This window comes from Streptomyces sp. NPDC056222 (genome assembly GCF_042264065.1).
In the GTDB taxonomy this organism is placed as follows: Bacteria; Actinomycetota; Actinomycetes; order Streptomycetales; family Streptomycetaceae; genus Streptomyces.
In genome coordinates this window covers 50,026-68,097 of the sequence record NZ_JBHJTL010000008.1, presented here as the reverse complement: position 1 = coordinate 68,097, position 18,072 = coordinate 50,026, and the positions used below count along the sequence as shown (strand labels likewise).

General features: G+C 70.2%; 20 protein-coding genes. 13 read left to right on the top strand and 7 right to left on the bottom strand.

The genetic code is table 11. From position 1 onward, the window contains the following. Positions 1-161 precede the first annotated feature (161 nt). Entirely contained in the window at positions 162-1,691 is a 1,530-nt protein-coding gene (locus ACFC0D_RS06370; protein WP_376431633.1) for an LVIVD repeat-containing protein, read from the top strand. On the opposite strand, the gene ACFC0D_RS06365 is transcribed toward ACFC0D_RS06370, so the two are convergent. From ACFC0D_RS06365 to ACFC0D_RS06350, 4 genes are all read right to left on the bottom strand, one after another. Continuing rightward, positions 1,667-2,371, bottom strand: a complete 705-nt coding sequence (locus ACFC0D_RS06365; protein ID WP_376431631.1) for a TetR/AcrR family transcriptional regulator — start codon at positions 2,369-2,371, stop codon at positions 1,667-1,669. The genes ACFC0D_RS06370 and ACFC0D_RS06365 overlap by 25 nt on opposite strands. A gap of 129 nt (positions 2,372-2,500) precedes the next feature. Further along, positions 2,501-3,178 carry a phosphatase PAP2 family protein gene (locus tag ACFC0D_RS06360; protein WP_376431629.1) on the bottom strand — a complete coding sequence of 226 codons (678 nt, stop codon included), beginning with the start codon at positions 3,176-3,178 and terminating at the stop codon, positions 2,501-2,503. A 66-nt stretch (positions 3,179-3,244) separates the two neighbouring features. Beyond that, the gene (locus ACFC0D_RS06355) at positions 3,245-4,180 is read right to left on the bottom strand and encodes a M56 family metallopeptidase (RefSeq protein ID WP_376431627.1); all 936 of its coding nucleotides are present in this window, start codon (positions 4,178-4,180) and stop codon (positions 3,245-3,247) included. Positions 4,181-4,266: 86 nt separating this feature from the next. After that, positions 4,267-4,824 (bottom strand): DUF5134 domain-containing protein, encoded by a 558-nt coding sequence (locus tag ACFC0D_RS06350; protein ID WP_376431768.1) that lies wholly within the window; start codon positions 4,822-4,824, stop codon positions 4,267-4,269. A 152-nt stretch (positions 4,825-4,976) separates the two neighbouring features. On the opposite strand from ACFC0D_RS06350, the gene ACFC0D_RS06345 reads away from it, so the two are divergent. After that, positions 4,977-5,528 carry a GNAT family N-acetyltransferase gene (locus ACFC0D_RS06345; RefSeq protein WP_376431624.1) on the top strand — a complete coding sequence of 184 codons (552 nt, stop codon included), beginning with the start codon at positions 4,977-4,979 and terminating at the stop codon, positions 5,526-5,528. Between the two features lie 16 nt (positions 5,529-5,544). Here the strand turns inward: ACFC0D_RS06345 and ACFC0D_RS06340 are convergent, their stop codons facing one another. Both ACFC0D_RS06340 and ACFC0D_RS06335 read right to left on the bottom strand, forming a co-directional pair. Beyond that, a complete protein-coding gene (locus ACFC0D_RS06340; RefSeq protein ID WP_376431622.1) occupies positions 5,545-6,228 on the bottom strand; it encodes a glycerophosphodiester phosphodiesterase in 684 nt (227 codons plus the stop codon). A 151-nt stretch (positions 6,229-6,379) separates the two neighbouring features. Beyond that, positions 6,380-6,988: a helix-turn-helix transcriptional regulator gene (locus tag ACFC0D_RS06335; RefSeq protein WP_376431620.1), complete on the bottom strand. Its 609-nt coding sequence runs from the start codon at positions 6,986-6,988 to the stop codon at positions 6,380-6,382. 51 nt (positions 6,989-7,039) lie between these two features. On the opposite strand from ACFC0D_RS06335, the gene ACFC0D_RS06330 reads away from it, so the two are divergent. From ACFC0D_RS06330 to ACFC0D_RS06300, 7 genes are all read left to right on the top strand, one after another. Then, positions 7,040-8,173 carry an LLM class flavin-dependent oxidoreductase gene (locus ACFC0D_RS06330; protein ID WP_376431618.1) on the top strand — a complete coding sequence of 378 codons (1,134 nt, stop codon included), beginning with the start codon at positions 7,040-7,042 and terminating at the stop codon, positions 8,171-8,173. After that, positions 8,170-9,192 carry an alpha/beta hydrolase gene (locus ACFC0D_RS06325; protein ID WP_376431616.1) on the top strand — a complete coding sequence of 341 codons (1,023 nt, stop codon included), beginning with the start codon at positions 8,170-8,172 and terminating at the stop codon, positions 9,190-9,192. The genes ACFC0D_RS06330 and ACFC0D_RS06325 overlap by 4 nt, the downstream gene beginning before the upstream one ends. An 80-nt stretch (positions 9,193-9,272) precedes the next feature. Next, positions 9,273-10,679 (top strand): DUF6421 family protein, encoded by a 1,407-nt coding sequence (locus tag ACFC0D_RS06320; RefSeq protein WP_376431614.1) that lies wholly within the window; start codon positions 9,273-9,275, stop codon positions 10,677-10,679. 29 nt (positions 10,680-10,708) lie between these two features. Then, positions 10,709-11,467 (top strand): SDR family NAD(P)-dependent oxidoreductase, encoded by a 759-nt coding sequence (locus ACFC0D_RS06315; protein WP_376431612.1) that lies wholly within the window; start codon positions 10,709-10,711, stop codon positions 11,465-11,467. Next, the gene (locus ACFC0D_RS06310) at positions 11,464-12,543 is read left to right on the top strand and encodes a threonine aldolase family protein (protein ID WP_376431766.1); all 1,080 of its coding nucleotides are present in this window, start codon (positions 11,464-11,466) and stop codon (positions 12,541-12,543) included. The genes ACFC0D_RS06315 and ACFC0D_RS06310 overlap by 4 nt, the downstream gene beginning before the upstream one ends. A gap of 83 nt (positions 12,544-12,626) precedes the next feature. Then, positions 12,627-13,205, top strand: a complete 579-nt coding sequence (locus ACFC0D_RS06305) for a transglutaminase domain-containing protein (protein WP_376431610.1) — start codon at positions 12,627-12,629, stop codon at positions 13,203-13,205. A 13-nt stretch (positions 13,206-13,218) separates the two neighbouring features. Next, positions 13,219-13,911, top strand: a complete 693-nt coding sequence (locus ACFC0D_RS06300; protein WP_376431608.1) for a B3/4 domain-containing protein — start codon at positions 13,219-13,221, stop codon at positions 13,909-13,911. A gap of 39 nt (positions 13,912-13,950) precedes the next feature. Here ACFC0D_RS06300 and ACFC0D_RS06295 read toward each other — a convergent pair whose 3' ends face one another. After that, positions 13,951-14,673 carry a lysophospholipid acyltransferase family protein gene (locus tag ACFC0D_RS06295; RefSeq protein ID WP_376431606.1) on the bottom strand — a complete coding sequence of 241 codons (723 nt, stop codon included), beginning with the start codon at positions 14,671-14,673 and terminating at the stop codon, positions 13,951-13,953. 199 nt (positions 14,674-14,872) lie between these two features. On the opposite strand from ACFC0D_RS06295, the gene ACFC0D_RS06290 reads away from it, so the two are divergent. The 4 genes from ACFC0D_RS06290 to ACFC0D_RS06275 all read left to right on the top strand — a co-directional run bounded on the left by ACFC0D_RS06290 (position 14,873) and on the right by ACFC0D_RS06275 (position 17,917). Beyond that, complete coding sequence (locus ACFC0D_RS06290) at positions 14,873-15,208, top strand: TlpA family protein disulfide reductase (RefSeq protein ID WP_376431764.1); 336 nt, start codon at positions 14,873-14,875, stop codon at positions 15,206-15,208. A gap of 197 nt (positions 15,209-15,405) precedes the next feature. Continuing rightward, the gene (locus tag ACFC0D_RS06285; RefSeq protein ID WP_376431604.1) at positions 15,406-15,921 is read left to right on the top strand and encodes a flavin reductase family protein; all 516 of its coding nucleotides are present in this window, start codon (positions 15,406-15,408) and stop codon (positions 15,919-15,921) included. 190 nt (positions 15,922-16,111) lie between these two features. Beyond that, entirely contained in the window at positions 16,112-16,897 is a 786-nt protein-coding gene (locus tag ACFC0D_RS06280) for an electron transfer flavoprotein subunit beta/FixA family protein (RefSeq protein WP_376431602.1), read from the top strand. A 57-nt stretch (positions 16,898-16,954) separates the two neighbouring features. After that, on the top strand, positions 16,955-17,917 hold the full coding sequence (locus tag ACFC0D_RS06275) for an electron transfer flavoprotein subunit alpha/FixB family protein (RefSeq protein ID WP_376431600.1): 963 nt from the start codon (positions 16,955-16,957) through the stop codon (positions 17,915-17,917). The last annotated feature ends 155 nt before the right edge of the window (positions 17,918-18,072 follow it).

The following is an 18,072-nucleotide window of genomic DNA, read 5'->3' as shown; positions in this document are numbered from 1 at the left end:
GGGGACAAGCGTCGGGCACCGTTCCTAGCACGCTTCTCAGGGGCATCGAGCAAAAACATTCATTACATGTGTGTTGCCATCTGTTGAGATGTGCACGCTAAGGACGATACTGCCGGGGTCCATCACCCGTTCAACTACGAACGGATACAAGGGAGGACGGAGTGACTTCGTTGCGTACCACGCGCATCACGCGTACCCCGCGCGCACGGATCAGAGGTCTGGGTGTGGCGACCGCCGCGGCCGGACTGCTGGTCAGCCTGCTCGCGGCCGGCCCCGCGGCCGCCACGCCCGACCCGGGTGACGCCACCGCGCAGGGCACCGTCTCCTCTGCACAGGCGGCCGAGGCCCGGTCCGCCATTCAGAGCGGCGAGATACCCGGCGTGGACGAGATCGTCCACAGTGACAACATCCAGCACCTCGTGAACATCCCCAAGGATGCGCTCGCGGGCACCAACTCCGACCTGGCCTTCCAGGGCAAGTACGCCTTCGCGGGCAACTACGACGGCTTCCGCATCTTCGACATCAGCAACCCGCGCGCCCCGAAGACGGTCGCCCAGGTCCTCTGCCCGGGCTCCCAGAACGACATCTCCGTCTCCGGCAACCTCGTCTTCCTCTCCACCGACTCCTCCCGCAGCGACAACTCCTGTGCCAGCGTCAGCCAGCCGGCCACGGAGAAGTCCTCCTGGGAGGGCATGAAGATCTTCGACATCAGCGACATCCGCAACCCGAAGTACGTCGCCGCCGTCGAGACCGCGTGCGGTTCGCACACCCACACGCTGGTGCCCAAGAAGAAGGACGTGTACGTCTACGTCTCCTCGTACTCGCCCAACGCCGCGTTCCCGGACTGCCAGCCTCCGCACGACGGCATCTCGGTCATCAAGGTGCCCCGCAAGGCGCCCCAGAAGGCCGCGATCGTGAGCTTCCCGGTCCTGTTCCCGGGCGAGGGCCCTGACGGCGGCGGCAACCCCGGCGGTCCCACCAACCCGGGTGTCTCCAAGACCACCGGCTGCCACGACATCACCGTGTTGCCGGGCAAGGACCTCGCGGCCGGCGCCTGCATGGGTGACGGCATCCTCTTCGACATCGAGGACCCGGAACGCCCGAAGGTCATCGACCAGGTCCAGGACAACGTCAACTTCGCGTTCTGGCACTCGGCGACCTTCAACCAGAAGGCCAACAAGGTCGTCTTCACCGACGAGCTCGGTGGCGGCTCCGGCGCGACCTGCAACGCGGCCGTCGGCCCGAACCGCGGCGCGGACGGCATCTACGACATCGTCGGCAAGGGCAAGCACCGCAAGCTCGTCTTCCGCAGCTACTTCAAGATCCCGCGCCACCAGGCGGACACCGAGAACTGCGTCGCCCACAACGGCTCGCTGATCCCGGTCAAGGGCAAGGACCTCATGGTCCAGGCGTGGTACCAGGGCGGCGTCTCCGTCTGGGACTTCACCGACTCCAGCAAGCCGAAGGAGATCGCCTACTTCGAGCGCGGTCCGCTCTCCGCCACCACCATCAGCACCGGCGGTTCGTGGTCCGCTTACTACTACAACGGCTACATCTACTCCAACGACATCGCGAAGGGCTTCGACGTCCTGAAGCTCGACGACCGTCGTACGGACCCGGCGAAGCGGATCCGGATGGACGCGCTCAACGTCCAGACCCAGCCGGACTACTTCGACGACTTCGAGGACTGAGTCTTCGAGGTCTGTGCCATGGGCGACTGACACGGCACCCGGAGCTCCGACACCGAGGCCGTGAAGGGAATGCCGTCGGGCGGACCGCCGTCCGGCGGCATTCCCTGCTCCCAATCCAGTCCGTAGCGCTGGAACAGCTCCGACCGCAGCCGCGCCATCGGCATCGGCGCCCCCGGCAGCAGCACCGCCACCACGGCGCCCATCAGTAGCGCCCGCAGCAGCGGATAGTCCGCGTCCACGTTCGCGGAGCCGTACCGCGTCACCGTGTCCCGTAGCAGGAACGCCAGCCGCTGCTGCTCCGGACACTGCACGAACCCCTCGGCCTGCAGGATGCCCGCCATGTGTGTCCGCATCAGTACCGGGCGGTCCACGGCCAGCCCCAGGATCGCGTCGATGGCCCGCGCCATCCGCTCCCGGCCGTCATCGGTCCGCGGCTCGCGCTCCAGCGCCTCCTCGAGCGTCAGGTGCATCAGCCGGTGCACCGCCGACTGCAGCAGCTGGCGCTTGCCCGGGAAGTAGTACGAGACCAGACCACGGGCCGAACCGGCCCGCTCGGCGATGTCGCCCAGCGTCGTCGACTCGTACCCGCGCTCGGAGACGAGCTCGACGGTCGCCTCGAGGAGGCGCTCCCGAGAGCGTCGCCGAAGCTCTTCATTGACCGATGGGCTACGCGGGGACATGCTTGACTCCTGCGTTGACTGGCTCGCAGCCAATATACTCAGCGCAGCCTGCTGTCGCGCCTTCGTGGCTGTTCAGCGGGTTTGCCGTCTGTTCTGGGCGACGCGGGGGATCGTCCAGGACAGGCGGCTTCATCGCGTCTCTCCCATTCTCCTCCGTCCCGTCCCCGGCGGACCGGCCCGCCCGGCGCCCCGGCCGTATGCACGGAACGTGATGATCGACACAATCACGAGGCAGTAGCCGAGCAACCAGCCGGCCACCACGTCCGACGGCCAGTGCACCCCCAGATAGACCCGGGTCCATCCCACACCGAGCACCGACACCAGGGCCGCCACCGCGATCACGCTCCAGCCCCGCCAGCTCTCCCGCCAGTGCAGGGCGAGCACCCAGAGCAGCAGCCCACAGCTCACGGTCGCCGTCATCGCGTGCCCCGAGGGGAACGACGCGTACTGCGCCGAGTCCACCGGATCCGGCCAGTCGGGCCGCTCCCGGCCGACGGCCCACTTCATCCCCTGCTGGACGGCCGCCGTGAGCAGGCCGGCCGCCGTCAGCCACAGGGCCAGCCGCCGCTCGCGTCGCCACCACAGCACCACCACCGCGACGGCGATCAGCGCGCGCATCGTCCATGGGTCCCACACCCAGTCGCTCAGGATCCGGTTGAGCTGGGTGAACCCGGGCTCGGCGACGGCGCTGCGGTGCAGCTCCTCGGTGACCGACCGGTCCAGGGAGAGCAGTGGTGGCCAGCCCACGGCCACCAGGACGAGCAGCAGCACGGCCAGGGCGGCGGAGACCACGGCGGAGGAACGCATGGGCCGATCTTCCCCGACCCGCGCGCCGGCACGCCGGAATCCCCGACTACGCGCCGGAACCCCCGGTTATCCGAGTGCCCTGAGGGCGGGCACGAACGCCACCAGAACCGGTACGACCGGGACGAGCGCCGCGGACGCCGTCAGCCCCAGCCGCCGGCCCGCGGTGAGCCGCGGAGCGGCCGTGAGAAGGCGGTTGACCCGCTGCGGAAGATCCGCGTCCGGTGCGGTACCCGGCCCGAACACCCCGCGCTCCTCGTTCAGTTCCACCAACGCCAGCGCGATCGTCAGCCGCCCGAACCGCCGCGAGGCCACATCGTCGGCCGCCAGCTCCACCAACCGGTGCATCTCGCCCCTGAAGGCCGCGAAGACGGGAATCCCCGGGAACCCGCCCGCCAGCGCCCCCGAACAGTGCAGCAGCCAGTCGTGGCGCGCCCGGGCGTGTCCCTGCTCGTGCGCGAGCACGGCATCGAGCTGGCGTCCCTTGAGGCGGCGCAGCGCCGCCGTCGTGATGACCAGCTGCGGCGCGGTCCCCGGCAGCCACCAGGCGTCCGGACGTTCTCCCTCCAGCACCACGAGGCGCTCGCTGCCCGGCTCCTCACCAGGCAACAGCGGGGAACGGACGAGCAGTTCGCAGCGGCGCTGCCGACGACGCGCCCGCGCCCGGCGGATCTCCCGGCCGAGCATCGCGCCGGTCCACAGCCCACCACAGGCCAAGGCCACGGCGAGCGCCGCCGACCAGGGCTGATGGGTGCCCAGTTCGTACGCCTCGAGCACCCCGTGCGGCGCGCCCGCGAAGACCTGACCCCGTACCACCTGCCAGGCTGCCGCCGCGCTGAACGTCATCGACAGCGCGAAGCTCAGCAGCACCGCCGCCACCACGCACTGCCACACCCACAGGGCCACCACGGGCTCGCGTTCCGCCCAGTCGGACCGTGACAGCAGCCGTGGGGCCACGGCGGCGGTCAGGACGCCGAGCGAGAGCAGCGCGAGGGAGACCAACATGGCGTCCAGCCTATGAGTGGCGTACTACTCGGGGGTATGGCCTCGCACGCCAAGTGACGTACGCCACGGTTTCGACGCGGCCGGCGTCAGAGGGTCACGAGCATCGCCAGCATCGCGAGCGCCATGGACAGCCGGCACACCAGCGCGAACTCCGGCCGGGTGGCCCAGGCCGTCGGCGCGCCGCCCGCGGGCACCGCCACCGGGACCAGCCGCGTCCCCGTGCGGAGCACGTAGACGACGTAGTACGCGAGGAGCGCACCCGTGACGAGCGGTACGCCCGCGGAGGCCCCTGCCCCGTGTCCTCCGTGCGCTCCCTGGGACGGGGCCGCCATGACCAGCGCCATGTAGACCATCGCCAAGGAGCCCAGCAGATGGTGCAGATGGTGCCCGCCGCGCCGCACCGTCGACAGCGCGTGCAGGGCCGCCGCCCCGAACACGGCCGCGTACACCGCCCACGACCAGGAGGGCGGTGTGAGTACGGCGGGGGGCAGCGCCATCGCCGCCATCCCGAAGCCCATCACGGCCTCGCCCCCCGCCGTTCTGCGCTCCTCGCCCGCGCACCGGCGCATCCGCAGCAGGCAGTACACCCCGCTCGCCCCGCAGAGCGTCAGCAACAGCCAGGCCGACAACGCCGGTCCGTGCACGGCACACCTCCCGGTGGGTTCCTCCGGGTCGATGCCCATGCCCGGCCGGGCGTACGCGAGCGCACAGGCGTACGCGGGGGAGCAGGGGAGCACGGCGCTGGGGCGTTACGCTCGGGGGGATCGTCAGCGCCCCGAGGGGAGACCCGAACAGCATGGACACCGCCACGCCGCAGGACACCGGTCGGATCGGCTACCGCGACGCCGTCGAGGACGACGTCCCGGTCCTCGTGCCGCTCGTGGAGTCGGCCTACCGCGGCGACTCGAGCCGGACCGGCTGGACCACGGAGGCGGACATCCTGCAGGGGCAGCGGACCGACGCCGAGGGGGTGCGCGCCGTCATCACCACCCCGGGCAGCCGACTGATGGTGGTGGAGCGCGACGGCGAGGTCGTCGCCTGCTGCCAGCTCGAACATCGCGGCGACGCCGCCTACTTCGGCATGTTCGCGGTCCGCCCCGAACTCCAGGGAGCGGGTCTCGGCCGCCTGATCATCACCGAGGCGGAGCGCCGGGTGCGGGAGATCTGGGGCGTGCGCGAGATGCACATGACGGTGATCTCCGTGCGCGCGGAACTCATCGCCTGGTACGAGCGGCGCGGCTACCGCCGTACGGGAGAGATGACCCCGTTCCCGTACGGCGACGAGCGCTTCGGTGTCCCGCAGCGGGACGACCTGCAGTTCGAGCTCCTGGTGAAGCCGCTGGTCTGAGGGCCGGGCCCGCGAATCAGGCCGTGAAGCGGCCGGTGCGGCGGATCTCCGGATAGTCGGTCGTCGCGCCGTCGAGCTCCAGGGCCCGCACCAGCCGCAGGTGGTCCTGGGTGTTCACCACCCAGCCGATGACCCGCAGGCCCTCGCGGTGTGCGCGCTCGACGGTCTCCAGGGTGAGGTGCCGGATGTTCAGGACGAGCGCGCCGGCACCGACCGCCTTGGCCCGGTCCACGACGTCGGCGTCCCACAGGTCCGCCACGAGCGCGGTACGGACGCCCGGGACGAGCCGGGAGATCTCCGCGAGGGCCTTGTCGTGGAAGGAGAGGACCTCCACGCGCCCCACCAGGTCACGCCGGTTCATCACCTCGGCGAGCACCTGGGCGGCGGCCACGTCCTTGATCTCGGCCTGGAGCGGGGACCGCACCGCGTCCAGGACCTCTTCGAAGACGGGGACGTGCTCCCCGGCGCCCGCGTCCAGCTCGCGCAGCTCGGCGAGGGTCTTCTCGGCGATCGCCCCGCTGCCGTCGGTGGTCCGGCCGACGTCGGCGTCGTGCATGACGACGAGTGCGCCGTCCTTGCTCAGATGGAGGTCCAGCTCGATGACGTCCATGCCGACCTGCTCGGCCCGGACGAAGGAGCGCAGGGTGTTCTCGGGCTCGACGCCCATGACTCCGCGATGACCGATGGTGAGGAAACTCAAGATCTTCTCGCTTCCGTCGATGTCCGGGCCCAGGTCCCTCCGGGCTCCCGGTGCGGCTCGGGGCGCAGCCTAATGACTTCACCGCAAGAAGGAAGCGCATGCGCGCGGGGCGTCGGAACCTGACACTCCGGGCGTCACACCCACGGGCCCGTCAGTGCCCCGTGTCACCCCTCGCCGGAGCCTCCACCAGTGCCTCCAGGTCCGTCAGCATCGACTCGGCGAGTTCCAGCTCCGCCAGGTGCTGCCGTTCGCTCCAGCGCAGCGCCAGTGCCGGATGGTGCCACTCGGGCTCGGACTCCGCGCGGGCGAGCGCGTCCCGGACCTCCTCGAGCTCACCCCGTGTACGGGCGATGTGCTCCTCGACGAGTGTCCGCAGCCGCTCCGGCGCGGCGAGATGCCCCAGCCAGACCCGCAGCACCAGCGGATGCTTGAGCACCACGGGCCCGCCGTCGCCGTCCGCCCAGTCGGCCAGCGCCGCCCGGCCCGCCTCCGTGATCGCGTACCGCCGCTTGGTCCGCGGCTCCTCCGGACCCGACCGGGCCGACATCACGTATCCCCGCGACTCCAGTCGGCGCAGCTCCGCGTAGATCTGGCTGATCGCCGGCGACCAGTAGAAGAAGCGCAGGGACGCGTCCGCCCACTTCTTCAGCTCGTAGCCGGTGCGCTCGCCGGGGAACGAGAGCAGCCCGAGCACCGCCCAGGCCGTCTGCGGCAATCCGTGTTCCGTCTCTTGCCTCTTCACGATCTGACGACTAGTCATATGGCTAATCGAAACAAGGACAGCTTCCCGACACAACCCCCTGGAGGGCATATGAAGTTCTCCGTCATCTTCGAGGCACAGCTGGCCGACCCGACCGTGGAGCACGAGCACCAGGTCATCCACGACTGCGTCGAACAGGCCGTCCTGGCGGAGGAGATGGGCTTCGACCGGATCTGGGCCGTCGAGCACCATTCCCTGAAGTGGTACGCCCACATGTCCGCCCCCGAGGTCTTCCTCAGCTACGTCGCCGCGCGGACGAGCCGCATCCGCATCGGCCACGGCGTGGTCTGCATGCCGTTCAACTTCAACCACCCCGCCCGCGTCGCCGAACGCGCAGCCATGCTCGACCTGCTCTCCGGCGGACGTCTCGACCTCGGCGCCGGGCGGGGCGGCACCGAGCAGGAGACCTCGCTGTGCGGTGTCGACCGGGACCGTACGGCCCAGGAGGTCGAGGACGCCCTGCGGATCATCGGCAGGGCCTGGCAGAAGGACGAGCTGGAGTACAGCTCCGAGCTGATCAGGATCGATCCGCATCCGATCCTGCCCCGCCCCCGGCAGACCCCGCATCCGCCGCTCTTCCTCGCCTGCAGCCGCACGGAGACCCTCACCCAGGCCGCCGAGCTCGGCATCGGCGCGCTCGTGATGGGTTTCGCCGGACCCGGGTCGATCGCCGAGATGCGCCGCGCCTACGACACGGCCCGCGCCGCACGCACCGGCGACCGGTTCGTCTCCACGGTCGTCAACGACCACTTCTCCGTCCTCTGTCCCACGATCGTCCTCGACGACCGCGCCGAGGCCCGCCGCATCGGCATCCGGGGCCAGCGCTTCTTCGCCCAGTCGATCGGCCACTGGTACGGGGGAGCGGGCATCCCCGACGAGGCGGTGGTGGAGGGCGCGGACGAGGCCGCCGACATGCGCCGCGCTGCCGAGCAGGTCGTCGCCCGGCTGAACGAACAGCGGATACCGGTACGCCCCTCCGCCACGGCCACCTTCCACGCCGACCACGCCTACGGCACCGCCGAGGACGCGATCGCCTACGTGGAACGGCTCCGGGACGCGGGCGCCGACGAGATCATGTGCCTGATGCAGATGGGGACCGTGCCGCAGGAGGCCTGTCTGGAGACCCTGCGTCAGTGGGGCGAGAAGGTCATCCCGTACTTCACCGAGGGCGAGGGCGCACGATGACGGACACCGCACCCACCGGCCGTCCCGACAGTCCTCCGGGCGACCGGCTCGACCCCGAGGCCCGTCCCTTCGTCGATCTGCTCACCGCCGTCTTCCCGGACATCGGCGGCGCCGTCACCGACCCCGTCGAGGCCCGGAGGCTGCTCGCCGGCGCCCCCGCGCCGCCCGGTGAGCCGCCCGTCGTCGGCTCCGTGGAGGACAGGATGGTCCCCGGCCCCGAGGGCGCCCCACCGCTCCCGGTGCGGATCTACCGGCCCGAGGGGGACGCGAGGCCCCGCCCGACCACCGTCTTCCTCCATGGCGGGGGCTGGGTGCTCTGCGGCCTGGACACCCACGACCGCTCCTGCCGGATCCTGTGCCGGGAGTCCGGATCCGTCGTCGTCTCCGTCGACTACCGGCTCGCCCCCGAGGTCCGCTTCCCCGCACCCGTCGAGGACGCCTACGCGGCGCTTCTGTGGGCCGCCGCGCACATCGACGAGCTGGGCGGCGAGCCCGCGGCCCTCGTCGTCGCCGGGGACAGCGCGGGAGGCAACCTCGCCGCGGCGGCCGCGCTGCTCGCCCGCGACCGCCAGGGCCCCGCGCTCGCCCTCCAGGTGCTGATCTACCCGGCGACCGACCTGGCCGGCGTCCACGCGTCGTACCGGACGAACGGCGAGGGCTACTACCTCACCGACGCCCATATGCGCTGGTACCGCGACCACTACCTCGGTCCGGCCGGAGACCCCCGCCATCCGTTGGCCTCCCCGCTGCGCGCCGAGCTCGCCGGCCTGCCGCCCGCCCATGTGGTCACCGCGGGCTGCGACCCGCTGTGCGACGAGGGGCGGGCCTTCGCCGCCGCCCTGGCCGCAGCGGGCGTGGAGGTCACGGAGGACCACCACCCGGGGATGTTCCATGGCTTCCTGGCCCTGCACGAGTACCTCGGTGCGGCGGCTCAGGCCTTCGCCGGCGCGGGGGATGCGATCGCCTCAACGCTTCCCGACAGGAAAATTGACGGTGACCAAGGGGGTCTCGCAGGATAATTTCTCTTGCTCCTCTTGTCCGGAGGAACCGCGGCCGGATACGGTGTCTTGACGCGAGGTTCTCCTGTGGAGGAAGTGACATGACGGAAATTCTTGTGCAGGACGTGACCGGTGGGGGGATATTCACCGATGCCCCGGTGATCGAGCACCCTGCCTGGCCCGAGCTCAAGAATGCCGTGGAGGAGATCCGGCCCTGGCAGAGCAAGGACGGGTCCATCGACTTCGAGACCGAGGGCGCGCCGTCCCGCGCCCTCGCCGAGAGTGCGGTCGAGCGCATCGTGACCGCGGTCGAGCAGCTCTCCCCGCTGCTCCCGCACGATGCCGCGTACCACCGCGCCCTCGTCGCCGACCTGCGCAAGTGGGTCGAGCGTGGCTTCCAGGTGCCGGACTTCCTGGACTCCCTGCTGGCCTTCCAGCCGGCCGCGGACCGCCAGGACGGGCTCCAGCACCTGGCGCTCTTCCCGATGTACACGCAGAACGGCAACCCGGACCGCAACCTCGAGGCGGTCGTGCTGCGGATGGTCTGGCCCGAGTGGCTCTCCGAGCTGGAGCGCACCCGCTACGACAACCCGCTGTTCTGCGGCATCACGTTCGAGGACTTCACCGCCGGGTACGACACCAACTCGGCCGTCCTCTTCCCCGAGACCATCGCCGTGCGCGAGGCCCCCGAGCGCTTCAGCTGGGGCGGCATCTTCTGCGACCGCGAGGCGGCCCGCTTCCGCAAGGTCACCGAGGCCGCCGTGGACATCCTCGGCATCGAGCTGCCCGAGGACATCGCCGCCATGGTCGAGGACCAGAAGCGCTGCGAGTCCGCCTTCGTGCTCTGGGACATGGTCCACGACCGCACCCACAGCCACGGCGACCTGCCGTTCGACCCGTTCATGATCAAGCAGCGCCAGCCGTTCTGGATGTACGGCCTGGAGGAGCTGCGCTGCGACCTCACCGCCTTCAAGGAGGCCGTGAAGCTGGAGGGCGAGGGCAACGCCCACGGCCGGGACGTGCAGTACGCCGTCCTGTTCGACCGGATGTTCCGCTTCCCCGTCACCGGCGACCGCAACCGCAACTACGACGGTCTGGGCGGCCAGCTCCTCTTCGCGTACCTCCACAAGCACGACGTCGTGCGCTGGACGGACAACAAGCTCAAGATCGACTGGAAGCGGGCCCCCGAGGTCACCAACCAGCTCTGCGCCGAGATCGAGAAGCTGTACCGCGAGGGCATCGACCGCCCCAAGCTCGTCCACTGGTTCAAGGCGTACGAGCTCGTCTCCACCTACCTCGCTCCGCACCCGGGGTCGAAGTGGGCCAAGGGTCCGGACGCCCTGGACCTCTCCCTGCCGCCCCGCAAGCTCGTCGACGACGTGCTTCCGGACGAGTTTCCGCTCAGCATGTTCTATGAGGCCCTGTCCAAGAAGCTGAAGGACGTGATCGCCTCCACCAAGGGCATCACCGCCGCGAACGCTTCGCGGACCGAGCAGGCTGCCGCGTGAACCCAGTCACGGAGAAGGAGGGGACGACCATGAACGCCAACGGGAACGGCGGGCCGCTGGAGGGTGCCGTCATCGCGGTCGCGGGAGCGGCCGGTCCGGCGGGACGGGCGACGCTGATGCGTCTCGCGGAAGCCGGAGCCATCGTCGTCGGTGCCGACGCCGACCCGGCCCGCCTGGCCGAGGCGGTCGACGCCGCCCGGTACGCCCACGGGGGCGCCACGGTCGTCGGCGACACGGTCGACCTGTTCGACCTGGGCGCGGCGCGGGAGTGGGCCGACAAGACGGAGAAGGAGTTCGGCCGGATCGACGGGCTCGTGCACCTCGTCGGGGGCTGGCGCGGCAGCTCGTCCTTCGGCGAGACCGATCTCGCCGACTGGAACTTCCTGGAGAAGCTCCTCATCCGCACGGTCCAGTCCACCTCGCTCGCCTTCCACGAGCCGCTGCTGCGCAGCGACCGCGGCCGCTACGTGCTGATCAGCGCCGCGGGCGCCTCGAAGCCCACCGCCGGCAACGCGGCCTACTCCGCCGCCAAGGCGGCGGCCGAGGCGTGGACGCTCGCCATGGGAGACGACTTCCGCAAGGCGGGGGGCGACGAGGGTCCCAAGGCCGCTGCTGCCATCCTGGTGGTCAAGGCACTGGTGCACGACGCCATGCGCGCCGAGCGCCCGAATGCGAAGTTCGCGGGCTTCACCGACGTCACGGATCTGGCCGACGAGATCGCCGCCGTCTGGGACCGGCCCGCACAGGAAGTGAATGGACAGCGTCTGTGGCTGACCCCCAAGCCGTGACCCCGGCTCTGCCCACCAGGACCGACGCGCGTCGTCACCACGACCCGTCGGTCCGGGGCTTCGCCAGCGACAACTACGCCGGAGCCCACCCGGAAGTGCTCGCGGCCATCGCGCTCGCCAACGGCGGTCATCAGATCGCCTACGGCGAGGACGACTACACCGAGCACCTCCAGCGGATCATGCACAGCCACTTCGGCCCGAACGCCGAGGCCTTCCCGGTCTTCAACGGCACCGGCGCGAACGTCACCGCCCTGCAGGCGCTGACCGACCGCTGGGGCGCCGTGATCTGCGCCGAGTCCGCGCACATCAACGTGGACGAGGGCGGTGCACCGGAGCGGATGGGCGGCCTCAAGCTGCTCACCGTGCCGACCCCGGACGGCAAGCTCACGCCGGAGCTCATCGACCGGCAGGCCTGGGGCTGGGAGGACGAGCACCGGGCCATGCCGCAGGTCGTCTCGATCACCCAGAACACCGAACTGGGCACGGTCTACACCGTGGACGAGATCCGGGCCATCGTGGAGCACGCCCACGGCAAGGGCATGAAGGTGCACCTCGACGGCGCCCGGATAGCCAACGCCGCCGCCTCCCTGAACGTGCCGATGCGCGCGTTCACCAACGCGGTCGGCGTGGACGTCATCTCCTACGGCGGCACCAAGAACGGCATGCTCTTCGGCGAGGCCGTGGTCGTCCTCAACCCGGACGCGGTCAGCCACATGAAGCATCTGCGCAAGCTGTCCATGCAGCTCGCCTCCAAGATGCGCTTCGTGTCGGTCCAGTTGGAGGCGCTGCTCGCCAAGGACCTGTGGCTGCGCAACGCCTCCCACGCCAACGCGATGGCACAGCGCCTCGCGGCCGGCGTGCGGGAGGTGGACGGGGTGGAGATCCTCTACCCGGTCCAGGCCAACGCGGTCTTCGCGCGGCTGCCGCACGAGGTCAGCACCCGGCTCCAGGAGCGCTTCCGCTTCTACTTCTGGGACGAGGCCGCCGGCGATGTGCGCTGGATGTGCTCCTTCGACACCACGGAGGACGACGTCGACGCCTTCCTTCAGGCGCTGAAGGAGGAGATGGCGCGATAGCGCTTCTCCCAGCGTGGCATAAGTATGCGACCGGCCGGAAAGTCATTGACTTCCGGTCGGTCGTCTTTCTAGGGTCCCGGGTCATGGAGCTGATCCAGCAGGACCCCGAACTCTCCGCGTACCTTGCCGCGGACGAGGTCATCGACCACGAGCACCCCGTCGTACGGGAGACCGCCGCCGCACTGCGTGCCCTGCACTCCGACGTATGCGCATACGCCCGGGCGGCGTACGCGTTCGTACGGGACGAGATCCCGCACTCGAGCGACACCGGCGACCTCCGCGTCACCTGGCGCGCCTCCGACGTCCTCGCGCGCCGCACCGGGATCTGCCACGCCAAGGCGCACGCGCTCGCGGCGCTGCTGCGTGCCGAGTCGATCCCGACGGCGCTCTGCTACCAGAAGTTCGAGGTGCTCCACGGGCTGGTCGCGATCCGCCTGCCCGGCACGGAATCCTGGCACCGGCAGGATCCGCGCGGTGGTGAATCGGGCCGGGAGGCGGAGTTCTCCCTGGCGGGGGAACGCCTGGCGTTCCTGCCCGATCCGGAGTTCAGTGAAGTGGACTATCCGGTGTTGTATGCTGCACCACACGCGGGAGTGCTGAGTGCCATGCGGTCGGCGCCGGACAGCCCGGAACTCTTGCGGATCCTTCCGACCGACCTCTGACGCAAGGACGACGATGCCCCTCACCCTGACAGTCTCCGACGAGGTGCGCACCCTCGTGCCCGGCTTCACCCACCTCGCGGTCGAGGCCCATGGACTCGTCAACGGCCCCAGCGACGAGGTCAGTTCGGCTCTGCTGGACGACGCGGCCCGGCGCCTGGCCGAGCGGCTGGACGGGCAGACTCCGGACAAGGACCCGCACGTCGCCGCCTGGCGCGCGGCGTACTCCGCCTTCGGTGCCAAGCCCTCCCGTACCCGCAACTCCGCCGAGGCCCTGGCCAAGCGCGCGCTCGCGGACGGCGGACTGCCCCGGATCAACCGGCTCGTCGACGCCTACAACGCGATCAGCGTCGCGCACCTCATCCCGGTCGGCGGCGAGGACCTCGACAAGATCGAGGGTGAGATGCGGCTCGTACGGGCCACCGGCGACGAGGCGTTCGTGACCACGGCGGGCGGCGAGGAGATCGTGGAGCACCCCGAGCCGGGCGAGGTCATCTGGTGCGACGAGGCGGGCGTCACCTGCCGGCGCTGGAACTGGCGCCAGGGGCCCCGCACCCGGATCGACGACGACACCGTGAACGCGGTCTTCTTGCTGGAGTCGCTGACGCCCATGACGCGCGAGGAGCTCGTCGCCGCGGGCAACGAGCTCGCCGAGTCCCTGGAGAAGCTGAACCCCGGGGCGCGGATCACGGTCCGCGACCCGGAGTGACGTTTCGGCCGGTGGCCTACCGGCCCGTCGGGCCGCCGGTCAGCCGGCTTCCTTGACCTGGGCCGGAGTCGGAGCCGTACCCCCGAGGTGCGCGGGCACCCACCAGGTGTCGCTCGCGTCCTTGGGGCGTACGGGATAGGCGCGCTGCGCGGCCTCCAGGAGCTCCTGGCAACGCTCGCGCAGCCGCCGGGTGATGGCACCCGCGTACTGGTCGGCGGGGGCCTCCACCGGCTCGCCCACCCGGATCGTGACCGGGATGTGGCTGCGCTTGAAGTTCCGCGGCCGGCCCTTGGTCCAGACGCGCTGCGTACCCCAGAGCGCCATCGGGATCAGCGGGACCCCGGCCTCCTGGGCCAGTCGCGCCGCGCCCGACTTGAAGCTCTTGAGCGTGAACGACTGCGAGATGGTCGCCTCGGGGAAGACGCCGATGATCTCCCCGGCCCGCAGCGACTCCAGCGCGTGCTTGTAGGCGTGCTCGCCCTGCGAGCGGTCCACCGGGATGTGCTTCATGCCGCGCATCAGGGGACCCGACACCTTGTGCCGGAACACCGAGTCCTTGGCCATGAAGCGCACCAGGCGCTTCTGCGGCAGCGCGGCCAGGCCCGTGAAGATGAAGTCCAGATAGCTGATGTGGTTGCTGACGAGCACCGCCCCGCCCGTGCGGGGGATGTGCTCCGAACCCTGCGTGTCGATCTTCAGGTCCAGCGCCTTGAACATGGTCAGGGCGGCGCCGATGACCGGCCGATACACGAGTTCTGCCATCTGAGAGGAACCCCTTCTTCTGTTCCTGGGGAGGGTTCTCCCGGCGGAAGTTACGCAGCCGTAGGTTTTCGGCTTTGGGCAGATCGTGCCCCATGTGGGCCCTGCTGACCAGTCCTGACGGCTTCGCAGGGGGAGATTCTCGTCACGCCCGGTGGTCGTGGCGGGAATCGAACGGCGCCATGGAACGCTGCACAGGGACGTGGAGAGCAGGGAGCGGGACGTGACGGACGAGCGACTGGGTGCCGACCGGCTGGGGGTCGAGCTGGGAGAACGGGCCACCCTCGTGCAGTTCTCCACGGCCTTCTGTCAGCCCTGCCGCGCCACGCGTCGGACCCTGTCCGAAGTGGCGGAGATGATCGAGGGCGTCGGCCATGTGGAGATCGACGCCGAGGAGCGGCTGGATCTCGTCCGCGAGATGGGGATCGTACGGACCCCGACCGTGCTCGTCCTCGACCGCGACGGGCGAATCGTCGTCCGCGCGGCCGGACAGCCCCGCCGGGCGGACGTCATCGCCGCGCTGGGGCGCGCCGTCTGACGCGGTGACACTTCTCCCACATCCCGGTACGCACTTGACTGCACCCGCCACCGATCGTCACGCTGGCGAGGTGCCTGCAGAAATCCTTCTCTACGGGCGGGCCCACGTGGACCTGGCCCGCAACGCGAGCGCGCGCTGTCCGGGCGTCTGAGAACCCACGGACCCCTCTCACGATGCCCTCGCAGAAGGACAATTCCATGACGATCTCGCCCGAGCTCCGCACCATCGGCGCCCCTCGGCAGGCCTCTCCCGACCTCCTCCGCTCCGTCTTCCGCCGGCACGCCGCCGGTGTCGCGGTCATCACCGCCCACGGGGAGCACCCCGTCGGCTTCACCGCCACCTCGCTCAACTCCGTCGCGGCGGAACCTCCGCTGATCTCCTTCGGCGTGGGCACCACCTCCTCCAGCTGGCCCGTGCTCTCCGAGGCCGAGCACGTCGGCATCCACATACTCGGCGAGCACCAGCAGGAGCTGGCCGGCACCTTCGCCCGCAGCGGGGCCGACCGGTTCGGCCGTCCGACACGCTGGAGCGTGGGGCCCGAGGGTGTCCCGATCCTGGACGACGTACTGGCCTGGCTGGTGTGCCGGGTGGTGGCCCGTGTCCCGGCCGGGGATCATCGGATCGTGATAGCCCAGGTCGTCGCCGGGGACCCGAGCGGGGTGGGCCGGCCGCTCCTCTATCACCAGGGACGGTTCAACGCTCTGCGTGACTGAGGGTTCCCTTACCTGAGCGTTGGCAAGGTCACACGCCTGAGCGCTTGCTCACTGGTAACGGACTGGGTGTACTGACGAGTAATATTCCGGTGGGGGCGGTCGAACGCCCCAACCGGAAACCCGCCCTTCAGGCGCCTATGCTGCGAGCAACAAGGCAGCCCAGTTATGACGATGCAGTAGGAGAGCCGGCGTGAGCTTGAGGATCGTTGTCTGTGTGAAGTACGTGCCCGACGCCACGGGCGATCGGCACTTCGCCGATGACCTGACCGTCGACCGCGACGACGTCGACGGCCTGCTGTCGGAGCTCGACGAGTACGCGGTCGAGCAGGCGCTCCAGATCGCCGAAGAGGTCGACGACGCCGAGGTCACCGTCCTCACCGTCGGCCCCGAGGACGCCAAGGACGCGCTGCGCAAGGCGCTGTCCATGGGCGCCGACAAGGCCGTCCACGTCGAGGACGACGATCTGCACGGCACCGACGTCATGGGCACCTCGCTCGTGCTCGCCAAGGCCATCGAGAAGACCGGCTACGACGTCGTCATCGCCGGTATGGCCTCCACCGACGGCACCATGGGTGTCCTCCCGGCGATCCTCGCCGAGCGTCTGGGCGTCCCGCAGGTCACGCTGCTCTCCGAGGTCTCCATCGAGGACGGCGTCGTCAAGGGCCGTCGCGACGGCGACACCGCTTCGGAGCAGCTGGAGGCCACGCTTCCGGCCGTCGTGTCGGTGACGGACCAGTCGGGCGAGGCCCGCTACCCGTCCTTCAAGGGCATCATGGCCGCCAAGAAGAAGCCCGTGGAGTCCCTGGACCTCGACGACCTCGAGATCGAGGCCGACGAGGTGGGCCTCGAGGGTGCCTGGACCGCGGTCGACTCCGCCGCCGAGCGCCCCGCGCGCACCGCGGGCACGATCGTCAAGGACGAGGGCGAGGGCGGCAAGCAGCTGGCCGAGTTCCTCGCGAGCCAGAAGTTCATCTAGGGCTCGCGCGAGCCGCTGAAGTCCGCCCCCTTTTCGTTCGCAGGAGATTGAATCCCCATGGCTGAGATTCTCGTCTACGTCGACCACGTCGACGGAGCCGTCCGCAAGCCCACCCTGGAGCTGCTGACCCTGGCCCGCCGCATCGGCGAGCCCGTCGCCGTCGCGCTGGGCAACGGCGCCGCCGACACCGCCGCCGCGCTCGCCGAGCACGGTGCGGTCAAGGTCCTCACCGCCGACGCCCCCGAGTTCACCGAGTACCTCGTCGTCCCGAAGGTCGACGCGCTGCAGGCCGCGTACGAGGCCGTCTCCCCGGCCGCCGTGCTCGTCCCGTCCTCCGCCGAGGGCAAGGAGATCGCGGCCCGCCTCGCGGTCCGCATCGGCTCCGGCATCATCACCGACGCCGTCGACCTGGAGGCCGGTGACGAGGGCCCGGTCGCGACGCAGTCCGCGTTCGCCGCCTCCTTCACCACCAAGTCCCGTGTCTCCAAGGGCACCCCGGTCATCACGGTCAAGCCGAACTCGGCCCCCGTCGAGGCCGCACCCGCCGCCGGCACCGTCGAGGCCCTCACGGTCTCCTTCGGCGCGCTGGCCACCGGCACCAAGGTCACCGCGCGCACCCCGCGCGAGTCGACCGGCCGTCCGGAGCTGACCGAGGCCGCGATCGTGGTCTCCGGCGGCCGTGGCGTCAACGGTGCCGAGAACTTCGCGATCATCGAGGCGCTCGCCGACTCGCTCGGTGCCGCCGTCGGCGCCTCGCGCGCCGCCGTGGACGCCGGCTGGTACCCGCACTCCAACCAGGTCGGCCAGACCGGCAAGTCGGTCTCGCCGCAGCTGTACATCGCCTCCGGCATCTCCGGTGCGATCCAGCACCGCGCGGGTATGCAGACCTCGAAGACCATCGTCGCGATCAACAAGGACGCCGAGGCCCCGATCTTCGACCTCGTCGACTACGGCGTCGTGGGCGACCTCTTCGACGTCGTCCCGCAGCTGACCGAGGAGGTCAAGACCCGCAAGGGCTGACCTCCGCGGGCTTGACCTGCGCATCTGTACGGTCCGGGGGCCGCGTGGTGATGATCACCGCGCGGCCCCCGGCCGTTTCGGACAGCCATTGACGCAGGTCCCGGCGGACTACTAACTTCGCTATACGGATTGTTGATTCCGTGAAGCGGAAAATA